Below are 11994 nucleotides of genomic sequence, written 5' to 3' on the forward strand. Positions count from 1 at the left end.
TCTACCAACTGAGCTATGTGTCCATCCGGCTTCTGCATGGCGCCCTTGGTGGGGCACCGCCGCTTCGGAGGGGCGCCTTTAGCGTCGCGTCTCGCAGCTTGTAAAGCCCCTAAATGAAAAAATCACCAGCGGGTCTTGGTGCGGCCGTCGCGGTCGATCGAGAGGAGGATTCCCAGGCACAGCATGAAGGTCATCACCGCGGTGCCGCCGAAGCTGATCAGCGGCAGCGGCACGCCCACCACCGGCGCCAAGCCGATCACCATCGCCATGTTGATCGAGCAATAGAGGAACATGGTTCCCGAAAGCCCCGCCGCGGTCAGCCGCCCGAACCGGGTCTTGGCGCGCATGCCGACGCCGATTCCCCAGGCGATCAGCATGCCGAAGGCGAGGATGAGGAACACGCCGCCGGCGAGGCCCCATTCCTCCATCATTGTCGCCAGCGCGAAGTCGGTCTGGCCCTCGGGGAGATAGTCGAGATGGCTCTGCGTGCCCTGCAGGAAGCCCTTGCCGAAGATGCCGCCCGAACCGATCGCGATCTTGGACTGGGTGATGTGGTAGCCGGTGCCCAGCGGATCGCGCTCGGGATCGAGGAAGATCAGCACGCGGTTGCGCTGATAATCGTGCAGCACGAAGTTGAAGGCAAGGGGTGCGGCCACCGCCACCGCCAGCGCGCCGGCGATGAACAGCCGCAGCGGCACGCCCGCCAGGAACATCACCATGACGCCGCAGCCGGTGATCATCAGCCCGGTGCCGAGATCGGGCTGCATGATGACGAGCAGCGCCGGTACCCCGATCAATACGCAGGCCGGCCAGATCGCCACGAACTTGCGCGTCTCGCTGGCCGGCAGCATTTCGTAGAAACGGGCGAGCGCGAGCACGATCATCGGCTTCATCAGCTCGGAGGGCTGGAACTGGAAGCCGCCTAGGCTGATCCAGCGCTGGCTGCCGCCCGCGACCTTGCCCAGCGCCTCCACGCCGAGCAGCGCGACCACCAGCGCGCCGTAGATGGGGAGCGACCATTGCGACCAGAACCGCACCGGCACGCGCGACATCGCAAGCGCGACGCCGAGGAACAACAGGAATCGGATACCCTGGTTGAACGCCCAGGGCTTGATGCTGCCGCCCGCCGCCGAATAGAGCACGACCAGGCCGAAGCCGCCGATCGCCAGCACGAGGAACAGCACCTTCCACGGCAGCTGCGCGACCTGCGTGGGAACGATGCCGTAACCAGGCCGCGCCATCAGTCGCCCTCCACGCTGCCGGTGGGCGCGACGTCGCGCTTGGTCGAATCGGCGGTGCTGTTGGCAGCCTGATCGGCGAGGCTGCTGGCTGCTTCCTCGGTATCCTCCGGCGTCGGCGGCGGCGGCGTCGCCTGCGCGGCGCGGAAGGCGGTGCCCTGCGCGGCCATGCGCGTGGTATAGTCGCCACCCCAGGTCGGCTCTGCCTCCGCCAGCGTCTTCATCGCCAGGTCGCGATCGAACAGATAGGTCATGATGTCCCGGCCGATCATCGGCGCGTCGAGGTTGCGGATCGTGTGGCCGTTATGCTCGAGCACGATCGCCGCGGCATATTTCGGATTGTCGTGCGGGGCGAAGCACACCAGCAGCGCGTGGTCGCGCATCTTGAACGGCAACGACCCGTTCTTGAGCACGCCCGTGCGGCGCTCCGCCATGGTGATGCGACGGACCTGCGCGGTACCGGTCTTGGCTGCGAGCGCCACGCCCTGCACATACATGCGCGCGGCGCCGCCGGTACCCCCACCATTGACCACGCCGTACATCGCATCGCGCACGATCGCGAGATCCTCTGGGCTGACCGGCAGCGGCTGCGCGCCCGAGGGCCCATTGGCAAGCAGGCGGGGCACCAGGATCTTGCCCGAGCCTAGCCGGCTCGCCATCACCGCCAGCTGGAGGGGGTTGGCCAGCACATAGCCCTGGCCGATCGAGGCGTTGAGCGAATCTGCCACAGTCCAGGGGTGATGATATTTCTTCAGCTTCCAGGCGCTGTCCGGCACGGTGCCGTAGCGCTGGGTGGTGAAGGGCATGTCGAACTTCTGGCCGAGGCCCAGCATCCGCGCCATCGGGGCGATCGCATCATAGCCGACGCGGCGAACCATCTCGTAGAAATAGATGTCGCAGCTCTGCATGATGGCGTTCTTGAGGTCGAGCGGCCCGTGCCCTCCCTTCTTATGGCAGTGGAACACGCCGTTGCCGACGCGCAGCGCGCCCGAGCACACCACGCGATCGTGCGCGCTGACGCCCGCCGCCATCAGCGCGAGGCCGTTCATCGGCTTGACGGTGGAGCCGGGCGGATAGAGGCCCTGCAGCACCTTGTTCATCAAGGGGACGTGATCGTCCTCGGACAGCATCTTCCATTCGGTCTGGCTGATGCCGTCGGAAAAGCTGTTCGGATCATAGGCCGGCATCGATGCCATGGCCAGAATGTCACCCGAGCTCACGTCGATCACCACCGCCGAGCCCGAATTGGTGCCCAGCCGTCGCGCGACATATTCCTGCAGGCCCGCGTCGATGGTGAGCTTGATGCTCTCGCCCGGCTGGTCGGCGCGGGTTTCCAGCTCGCGGACCGGGCGGCCGTGCGCGGTAACCTCGACGCGCTTGGCACCCGGCTTGCCGCGCAGCCGCTTGTCGAGCGTCTTTTCGAGGCCGTCCTTGCCCAGCTTGAAGCCGGGGGTGACGAGCAGCGGGTCCTTGTCTGCCTTGAACTGCTCGGCCGAGGCGGTGCCGACATAGCCGATCAGGTGGCCGACGCCGGCGCCCAGCGGATAGTGGCGGGCATAGCCTCGGGTGGGGGCGACGCCCGGCAGCTCGGGCTGGCGGACCAACACCGCGGCGAAGCGGTCCCAGTCGAGATTCTCGGCCACCTGCACCGGGCGGAAGCCGCCGGCCCGCTTGAGGTCGGTCTCGATCCGCGCCAGATCCTCGGGCGCGAGGTTGAGCAGCCGGGTCAGCTCGGCGAGCAACTTGTCCTTGTCGACGATGCGATCGGGGATCAGGTCCACGCGGAAATCGGTGCGGTTGCTGGCGAGCGGCTTGCCGCTGCGGTCGAGCAGCCACCCGCGCCGCGGCGGGATCAGCGTGTTGTTGACCCGGTTGCTCTCGGCCTTGAGCTTGTACTGTTCGTTCTCGACCACCGACAGCCAGGCCATGCGCCCCGCCAGCACCATGCCGACGGCGCCCTGCGCCGCGCCGAGCACGACGGCGCGGCGGGAGAAGCTGTAGGTCTGGGCGGCTTCGGTGATCCGCACCATGGCTCAGGCCTTCACCACGTCACGGTCGAGCCAGGCGCACAGCCGCGAAGCGAGCGGGAACAGCATCGCCGAAGCCCCCGCCTGCAGCAGCAGCGCCGCATCGACCTTGGCGGAGATGGGGGAGGCGAGGAAGCGCCCCGCGATCAGCACGAAGCCAGTCGCGCCCGCGGCGATGAGCCAATCCTGCCAGAAATTGCGCCACACGATGCGCGTCTCTAGCACGTCGATGATCAACATGCATGCCATCCACAGGAACATCGCCGCGCCGAAGGGCTGGCCGCTGAGGAGGTCGTCGAACAGCCCGAGCGGGGCGGCGACCCAGACGCGCAGCGCATCCGGCCGCAGCAGCCGCCAGCCGAGCAGCATCAGCAGGCCGAAGGGCGGCAGGAACGGCACGGTCGCCACCACCGGCAGGAGCGTCGCCAGCGAGGCGACCGCGATCGACAGCGGTGCGAGCCAGCGCGCCCGGGGGCGCGGTGAGGGCACTCCCAGCGGCTGGAGGTCGAGCGCCATCACTTGGCCTTGGGGGTAGCGGCAGGCGTCGGGAAGGCCTGGGGCGGCGGCGCCGGCTCCGGCAGGAACACGCGCAGCACCATGACGAAATCGGCCATGTCCGGGTTGCTTGCGGGCGCGACGGTCGAGGAATCGCGGCCGGTCGCCGTGACCTTCCCGAGCGGAATGTTGGGCGGGAACACACCGCCGGTACCCGAGGTGACGAGCAGGTCGCCGGTTCGGAAGGGGTTGGCGGCGGCGTTTGCCGCGCGCACGTCGAGCGTGCCGTCGCCCTTCCCGGTGACGATCGCGGGCAGGCCGTCGCTGGCTCGGCGGACGGGGATGGTGCTGTCCGGATCGGTGATCAGCAGCACGCGCGAGGCGTTCGGCCCAGCTTCGACCACCTGGCCGATCAGCCCGTCGCCGTCGCGGATCGGCTGGCCCTGGCCGACGCGCTGCCAGCTGCCGGCGTTGAGCGTGGCGTAGCGGCGGGTGCTGGAGGCGGAGGAGTTGACCAGCCGGGCGACGACGATCGTCTCCGGCGTGGCGTCGCGCGCCTTGACCAGCAGCCGCAGCCGCTGGTTCTCGCGTTCCAGCCCCAGCGCGCGCTGGAGTGCGGCACGCTCGGCGTCGATCTGGCGCTTGAGCCGCGCATTCTCGCTGCGGACGCCGAAATAGCTGCCGATCGCCACCGGCACGCTACCCACGCCGCGGCGCACCGTATCGAGTCCCGAGGAGACCGGGGTGGTCACCTCGGCGACGGTGCTGCGCAGCGCGGCGAACAGATGCGGGTTATAGCGCGAGACCAGCACCAGCCCGCCGCCGATCAGCAACAGGCCGATCGCCGCCACATAGCTGAAGAACAGCCCATATTGCGCCCGTCGCGAGAACCCCGAGCGCCGATTCCGTGGCGGCGCCATCGCCGTTGGCCTTTCGTCAGACCTGGAGGAGAACGCCGCGGAACATCGGATCCTCGAGCGCACGGCCGGTGCCGAGCGCAACGCAGGTCAGCGGATCGTCGGCGACGGTCACCGGCAGGCCGGTCTCGTCGCGCAGCACTTCGTCCAGCCCGTGGAGCAGTGCGCCGCCGCCGGTGAGCACGATGCCCTGGTCGACGATATCGGCAGCCAGCTCGGGTGCAGTGTTCTCCAGCGCGATGCGGACGCCCTCGACGATGGTGTTGACCGGCTCGGACAGCGCCTCGGCGATCTGGCCCTGGTTGATCTGGATTTCCTTGGGCACGCCGTTGACGAGGTCGCGACCCTTGATGTGGATCGTCTTGCCGATGCCGTCGACCGGCGGCTTGGCGACGCCGACTTCCTGCTTGATCCGCTCGGCGGTGGCTTCGCCGATCAGCAGGTTGTGGTTGCGGCGGACGTACGAGACGATCGCCTCGTCCATCTTGTCCCCGCCGACGCGCACCGAGGTGGAATACGCCAGGCCACGCAGGCTGAGCACCGCGACTTCGGTGGTGCCGCCGCCGATATCGACGACCATCGAGCCGATCGGCTCGGTCACCGGCATGTCGGCGCCGATCGCGGCGGCCATCGGCTCCTCGATCAGCCACACCTGGCTGGCGCCGGCGTTCGACGCGGCATCGCGGATCGCGCGGCGCTCGACGGAGGTGGAGCCCGAGGGCACGCAGATCACGATCTCCGGCCAGCGCATGAAGCGGCGCTGCCCGTGCACCTTGCGGATGAAGTGCTTGATCATCTCCTCGGCGACATCGATGTCGGCGATCACGCCGTCGCGCAGCGGGCGAATCGCCTCGATCGACCCCGGCGTCTTGCCCATCATCAGCTTGGCGTCGTCGCCTACCGCCTTGACCTTCTTCACGCCGTTCAGCGTCTCGACCGCCACCACCGACGGCTCGTTCAGGACGATGCCGCGTCCGCGCAGGTAAACGACGGTATTCGCAGTACCCAGATCGATCGCCATGTCGTGCGACATGAATTTGAAAATGCGGGAGAAAGCCATTTAATGATCCGTCCTGCCGGGTTGGGCGCCCCCCGTCCGGCTGCTCGCACAAATTGTTTGGCCCGAACCCTTTCCGGGACGGCGTTCATGCCGGCCTGGGGTGTTGCGGATGCGGGTCGCGGGAGGCCGTCGCTTGGGCTACAGCGGATGGCATGTCAATACGCCGCCTGCCCGAACATCTCGTCAATCGTATCGCTGCCGGCGAGGTGGTCGAACGCCCTGCCAGCGCCCTCAAGGAACTCGTTGAAAACGCAATCGACGCAGGCGCTACACGGATCACCGTGAAGCTGGCCGGCGGGGGCGTCGAATTGATCGAGGTGATCGACGATGGCTGCGGCATGGCACCCGCCGAAATGGCGCTTGCGCTGGAGCGCCACGCCACCTCCAAGCTCCCGACCGACGATATCGAGCACGTCGCGACGTTGGGTTTCCGCGGCGAGGCGCTGCCCTCGATCGCCAGCGTTGCGCAGTTGACGCTGGAGAGCCGGGTGCGCGGTGCCGAAGGCTGGTCGCTGACGGTGGATAATGGGGCGCGGATCGCCGAGGGGCCCGCCGCCTTGCCGCCGGGCACGCGGGTGCGGGTGGAGGCGCTGTTCGGTCGCGTGCCCGCGCGGCGCAAGTTCCTGCGCTCGACCCGCGCCGAATATGCCGCCTGCCTCGACGGGATGAAGCGGCTCGCCATGGCGCGGCCCGACATCGCCTTTGCGGTCGAGCATGACGGGCGCCGGGTGCTGAGCGTGCAGGGGGGCGAGAGCCGACCGGCGCGGGTGGCGGCGCTCACCGATCGCGCGCTGCAGGAGAACAGCGTCGCGATCGATTTCGAGCGCGAGGGGCTGATGCTGGGCGGGGTCGCCAGCATCCCCACCTTCAACCGCGGCGTGGCGGATCACCAATATCTGTTCGTCAACGGGCGGCCGGTGAAGGACCGGCTGCTCGTCGGCGCGGTGCGCGGGGCCTATGCCGAGATGCTCGCGCGCGACCGGCACCCAGTGGTGGCATTGTTCCTCGACGTGCCGCCCGAAGTGGTCGACGTGAATGTCCACCCCGCGAAGACCGAGGTCCGCTTCCGCGATCCGGCGCTGGCGCGTGGACTGATCGTCAGCGGGCTGCGGCGGGCGCTGGATGCGGCCGGGCATCGCAGCGTGCAGCGGCCGAGCGAGGCGGCGCTGGGGCTGTGGCAGCCGGGGGGTGTTTCTTCTTCTAGCCCCTCCTCCTTGGAGGAGGGGTTGGGGTGGAGGGATTCCAAGACGCAGCTTGGTCTCGGTGAGACAGTGCCCCACCCCAACCCCTCCCCTGAAGGGGAGGGGCTAAGGCATTACTCCGGCGCCGTCCGCGACTCCCAAACCTTCTTTGCCGCCGCCCCGCATGCCCGTGCCGAACCCGCCCGCCACGAAGCCCCGCTCGCCACGGACTTCCCGCTCGGCGTCGCCCGTGGGCAGGTTGCCAAGACCTATATCGTGGCGGAAGCGCAGGACGGCCTCGTCCTGGTCGACCAGCACGCCGCGCACGAACGGCTGGTGCTCGAACGCATGCGCCGCGCCATGGCCGGCGGCACCGTGCCGTCCCAGGCGCTCCTCCTCGCCGAGGTGGTCGAACTCGACGAGCCAGGCTGCGACCGGCTCGAGGCCCGCATCGAGGAGCTGCGGGCTTTCGGGCTCGAGCTCGAACGCTTCGGCCCGCGCGCGATGCTGGTCCGCGCGGTACCCGCCGCGCTGGGCACCGGCGACATCCACGGCCTCGTCACCGATCTCGCCGACGAACTGGCCAGCTTCGACGAGGCGCTGAGCCTCAAGGAGCGGCTCGACCATGTCGCCGCGACCATGGCCTGTCATGGGTCGGTCCGCGCCGGACGCATTCTTTCCGTCGCCGAGATGAACGCGTTGCTCCGCGAGATGGAGGTCACCCCCCATTCGGGCCAGTGCAACCATGGCCGCCCCACCTGGGTGAAGCTGGCGCATGGCGACATCGAGAAGCTGTTCGGCCGGAAGTAGCCGGGCGATCAGCGCTGCTGCGCGTAGCGGACGCGTACCGGGCGGCCATCCTTGGTCGCGCTGACATCGACGACGCAGATATGGTCCATCTTGCTGTGCGGGCCACAGCCGATCCCGGCGAATTTGAGCTTGGCATCGAACAGCAGCCGGCGATGGCCGCGATCGGGAACGCCGTCGTCGACGATCATCTGGCGGACGATCTGTTCGGCATCGTCGAAGCCATAGGCGATCGCCTCGCCGACAAAGATATCGCCGCCGCGTCGCTTCACGCGCACGCCGGGATCGCTGCCGTCGGCGCCCCGGTGCCCCCGCGCGCCGAGCGCTCCCTGTTCTCGCGAAAAGTCCACCGCGGCCAGCGCCAGGATATCGGCCGGGGTCAGCGCCGGCAGCGGCGCCTGCCGTTCGAGGAACGCGATCGTCTCGTCGACCACGGCGGTGCCCTCCTTGGTCAGCACGCCGTTATAGTCGCCGGGCAGGTAGACGATCTCGCCATCAAAATAGCCGCGATATTCACGCAGCCTGTCGGCATAGGCTCGGGGGTTGGCCCGAGCATCGTTGATCTTGGCGAGGACGCTATCTTCCAGAGTTTGCGCATGCAGCGCCGTCGCGGCAAGCAGCCACGCGAGAGGCGTGCACAGCGCGAAAACGCGATGTGACATAGGATAAGACCCCAAACCTCCCGGTGCGGCCTTATCTGCACGACTCGTGGATAATCAAGCGTAATAATAACGGTATCGATATGAAAACGATCGCTCAGGTTTTGCGGATCAGCCCTTCCTGCGTAACGCTGGCGACCAGCCGCCCGTCGCGCGCGTAAATGTTGCCACGGTTGAAGCCGCGGGTGTGTCCGGCCCAGGGGCTGTCGGTGGCATAGAGAAGCCAGTCGTCGAAGCGGAACGGCTCGTGCATCCAGAGGGCGTGATCGAGGCTGGCGGTTTGCACCTCGCCGCTCATCCAGCTGACGCCGTGGGGCAGCATGCAGGTGCCGAGCAGGGTCATGTCGCTGGCATAGGCGAGCATCGCGCGATGGAGCGCGGGGTCGTCGGGCAGGGGGGCGACGACGCGGAACCAGCTATATTGCCGCGGCTCGCGGGGTTCGGGCTGGAACCAGTTGCGCGGGTTGACCGGGCGGATCTCGATCGGCCTGGCGCGGAGGAAAAAGCGCTTGAACTTCTCCGGAATCTGGTCGCGGATTGCCTCGCGCAGCTCGGCCTCGGAGCGGAGGTCCTCGGGCGGCGGTACCTCGGGCATCGCGTCCTGATGGTGCAGCCCTTCGGCGGGCAGCTGGAACGAGGCCGCCATGTTGAGGATCGGTTTGCCCTGCTGCATCGCGATCACGCGGCGATTGGCGAAGCTGCGCCCCTCGAAATCGCGCACCACGCGGTAGAGGATCGGGTAATTCTCGTCGCCCGGGCGCATGAAATAGGCGTGGAGCGAATGCGCGACCTTGCCGTCCTCGACCGATCGCTGCGCCGCCTGCAGCGCCTGCCCGATCACCTGCCCGCCGAAAACCCGGCCGACGCCGCCGGGCTGGCGCGCGCCGCGATAGAGATCCGTGTCGAGCGTCTCGACGTCGAGCAGCGCGGTGAGGCCGGCGACCAGGTCTTCGGGGGATTTCGCGTCCGTCATCAGTAGCCGGCCGCCTCCGCCAGCGCATTGGCGTGATAGTTGGAATCGCCGAACATTTCCGCGAGCACGCGGGCGCGCTTCATGTAGAAGCCGATGTCATATTCGTCGGTCATGCCGATGCCGCCATGCATCTGGATGCCTTCCTGCACCGCGAGCGTGGTGGCAAGCCCGGTCATCGCCTTGGCGATGGCGACGGCCTCGTCGGCGGGCTCGCCGGCGTCGAGCAGCTGCTGCGCCTTGAGCGTCGCGGCGCGGGCGACTTCCAGCTCGCTGTAGAGATGCGCGGCGCGGTGCTGGAGCGCCTGGAAGCTGCCGATCAGCATGCCGAACTGCTTGCGCTCCTTGAGATAGCCGAGCGTCATGTCGCTCGTGCCTGCGCCGACGCCGAGCAGTTCGGCCGAGGCACCGGCCCCTGCGGCGCGGAGCAGTCGGCCGAGGGGATCGGCACCGGCGTCGATCTCGCCGACCACCGCATCGGCGGTGACCTCGACGCCGTCGAAGCTGGCATGCGCGGCGAGGCTCGAATCGGCGAGGCGCTCGGGGCGGAGGTCGAGCCCGGCGGCCTTGGGGTCGATCGCGAACAGGGTGATGCCCGCCGGCTCCGTATCGCTGCCGCCGGTGCGCGCGCTGACCAGGATCAGGTCGGCGGCATGGGCGTGATGGGCGAAGCGCTTGGTGCCGGTCAGGCGAAAGCCGTTGCCGGCGCGCTCGGCCTTGAGGGCGACGGTGCGGCCGAACTTGGGCTTCTCGTCATGCGCGATGGCGATCACCGCCTCGCCGGCGGCGATGCCGGGGAACCAGCGATCGGCATGGGCGGTGCCCTTCAGCGCCTCGACCGCGGCAACGGCGGTGGAGAGGAAGGGGGAGGGGGTGAGGTTGCGGCCGATCTCCTCCAGCACCACGCCCGCCTCGACATGGCCGAGGCCGAGGCCGCCCGAGGCTTCGGGGATCAGGATGCCGGTGAGGCCCATCTCCGCGAACTGCTTCCACAGGTCGCGGCTGAAGCCGGTCGGGTCCTTGGCGTCGCGCAGGGCCCGCAGGTGACTGACGGGGGCATGTTCGGCGACGAACTCGCGCGCGGTGTCACGAAGCATCGTCTGTTCGTCGTTGAGGTAGAGCGGCATCGGTATCTCCATTCTCCCTCTCCCGCTTGCGGGAGAGGGCCGGGGTGAGGGTGAGTCGGGCGAAGGGAAGGGCCATCACTCGCCCCACACACCCTCACCCTTCCGCCGCCTGGCGGCGGCTCCCTCCCTCTCCCGCGGGCGGGAGAGGGAAAGCGGGCCCCTCAGCCCGGCAGCTCCAGGATCCGCTTGGCGACGATGTTGAGCTGGATCTCGCTCGTCCCGCCTTCGATCGAATTGGCCTTGGTGCGCAGCCAGGCGCGGGGCTTGGCGCCCTTGGCCGAGGCCTCGCTTTCCCATTCCAGCGCGTCCGATCCGCCGGCAGCCATGATGAGTTCGTGGCGCTGCTTGTTCAGCTCGGTGCCGACATATTTCATCATGCTCGGCTGGGCGGGGTGGGCGCGGCCGGCCTTGAGCTCGTCGAGAAAGCGTTCCGACATCGCCGAGAAGGCACGCATCCGCACCTCGAACAGCGCGATCTGGGCACGCAGGATCGGATCGGCGAGCCGGCCCTGGTCATCGAGCCCGATCGTCGCGATCGCGCCCTCGATCAGCGGATTGCCGCCGGCGCGGTCCAGCCCCATGCCCGAGATCATCTCGCGCTCATGCCCGAGCAGATATTTGGCGACGTCCCAGCCCTTGTTCTCGTCGTGGACGCGCTGGGACTTGGGCACTTTCACATTGTCGAAGAAGGTTTCGCAGAAGGGCGAATAGCCCGAGATCAACAGGATCGGCTTGGTGGAAACGCCGGGCGAGGCCATGTCGAACAGCACGAAGCTGATCCCGCCCTGCTTGGTCTCCTTGCTGGTGCGGACCAGGCAGAAGATCCAGTCGGCCTTGTCGGCATAGCTGGTCCACACCTTCTGGCCGTTGACGATGTAGTGGTCGCCGGCATCCTCGGCCCAGGTCTGGAGGCCGGCCAGGTCGGAGCCGGCATTGGGTTCGGAATAGCCCTGGCACCAGCGGATCTCGCCGCGGGCGATCTTGGGCAGATGTTCGAGCTTCTGTTCCTCGGTGCCGTACTTCAGCAGCGCCGGGCCGAGCATCGAGATGCCGAAGCTGTTGAGCGGGGTACGCGCCCCCATCCGCTTCATTTCCTCGCGCAGGATCTTGGTCTCGGCCGGGGAGAGCCCGCCGCCGCCATATGTGGTCGGCCAGTCGGGCACGGTCCAACCGCGTTCGGCCATGCGGTCCATCCACAGCTTCTGGTCCGGATGCGCCCAGTCGGGATTGCGCCCGCCCCAGACAATGTCCTTCTCGGACCGGATCGGCGCGCGCATCGCGGGCGGGCAGTTTGCCTCCAGCCAGGCGCGGGTGTCCATGCGGAACTGCTCAAGCTGCTCGTTCATCATCCTCTCCTACCGAACCCCTCTCCCGCCTGCGGGAGAGGGAGGGGCCCGCCGCCGTCAGGCGGTGGGAGGGTGAGGGTGACGGGTGTTCCGTCTTGCCCCACGCACCCTCACCCTTCCGCGGCCTTCGGCCGCTCCCTCCCTCTCCCGCAGGCGGGAGAGGGAGA

The 11994-nt window shown here is 68.2% G+C and carries 10 protein-coding genes and 1 tRNA gene (1 of these 11 running past the window's edge); 1 reads left to right on the plus strand and 10 read right to left on the minus strand.

Annotated features, from left to right (window positions below; translation table 11 throughout):
* From RT655_RS15580 to RT655_RS15605, 6 genes are all read right to left on the minus strand, one after another.
* Positions 1-23: transfer RNA gene (locus RT655_RS15580), tRNA-Lys, on the minus strand; it reaches 153 nt to the left of the window's first position.
* Between the two features lie 99 nt (positions 24-122).
* Positions 123-1241 carry a rod shape-determining protein RodA gene (gene rodA / locus RT655_RS15585; protein WP_313538403.1) on the minus strand — a complete coding sequence of 373 codons (1119 nt, stop codon included), beginning with the start codon at positions 1239-1241 and terminating at the stop codon, positions 123-125.
* Positions 1241-3268, minus strand: coding sequence for a penicillin-binding protein 2 (gene mrdA / locus RT655_RS15590; RefSeq protein WP_313538405.1), 2028 nt, complete (start codon positions 3266-3268; stop codon positions 1241-1243). Before mrdA ends, rodA begins: the two co-directional genes overlap by 1 nt.
* A gap of 3 nt (positions 3269-3271) precedes the next feature.
* Positions 3272-3781, minus strand: a complete 510-nt coding sequence (mreD, locus tag RT655_RS15595) for a rod shape-determining protein MreD (RefSeq protein WP_313538407.1) — start codon at positions 3779-3781, stop codon at positions 3272-3274.
* Complete coding sequence (gene mreC, locus RT655_RS15600) at positions 3781-4680, minus strand: rod shape-determining protein MreC (protein WP_313538409.1); 900 nt, start codon at positions 4678-4680, stop codon at positions 3781-3783. The genes mreD and mreC overlap by 1 nt, the downstream gene beginning before the upstream one ends.
* 16 nt (positions 4681-4696) lie before the next feature.
* Positions 4697-5737, minus strand: coding sequence for a rod shape-determining protein (locus RT655_RS15605; protein WP_064313791.1), 1041 nt, complete (start codon positions 5735-5737; stop codon positions 4697-4699).
* 152 nt (positions 5738-5889) lie between these two features.
* Here RT655_RS15605 and mutL point away from each other — a divergent pair, with 152 nt between their 5' ends.
* Positions 5890-7728 carry a DNA mismatch repair endonuclease MutL gene (gene mutL / locus RT655_RS15610; protein WP_313538411.1) on the plus strand — a complete coding sequence of 613 codons (1839 nt, stop codon included), beginning with the start codon at positions 5890-5892 and terminating at the stop codon, positions 7726-7728.
* A gap of 8 nt (positions 7729-7736) precedes the next feature.
* On the opposite strand, the gene RT655_RS15615 is transcribed toward mutL, so the two are convergent.
* The 4 genes from RT655_RS15615 to RT655_RS15630 form a co-directional block, all read right to left on the minus strand.
* A complete protein-coding gene (locus RT655_RS15615) occupies positions 7737-8387 on the minus strand; it encodes a CAP domain-containing protein (protein WP_313538413.1) in 651 nt (216 codons plus the stop codon).
* A 94-nt stretch (positions 8388-8481) separates the two neighbouring features.
* Complete coding sequence (locus tag RT655_RS15620; protein WP_313538415.1) at positions 8482-9357, minus strand: acyl-CoA thioesterase II; 876 nt, start codon at positions 9355-9357, stop codon at positions 8482-8484.
* On the minus strand, positions 9357-10481 hold the full coding sequence (locus tag RT655_RS15625) for an acyl-CoA dehydrogenase family protein (RefSeq protein ID WP_313538508.1): 1125 nt from the start codon (positions 10479-10481) through the stop codon (positions 9357-9359). Before RT655_RS15625 ends, RT655_RS15620 begins: the two co-directional genes overlap by 1 nt.
* A gap of 161 nt (positions 10482-10642) precedes the next feature.
* Positions 10643-11830, minus strand: a complete 1188-nt coding sequence (locus tag RT655_RS15630; protein WP_409530275.1) for an acyl-CoA dehydrogenase family protein — start codon at positions 11828-11830, stop codon at positions 10643-10645.
* Between the last annotated feature and the right edge of the window lie 164 nt (positions 11831-11994).

This window comes from Sphingomonas sp. (assembly GCF_032114135.1).
Classification (GTDB): domain Bacteria; phylum Pseudomonadota; class Alphaproteobacteria; order Sphingomonadales; family Sphingomonadaceae; genus Sphingomonas.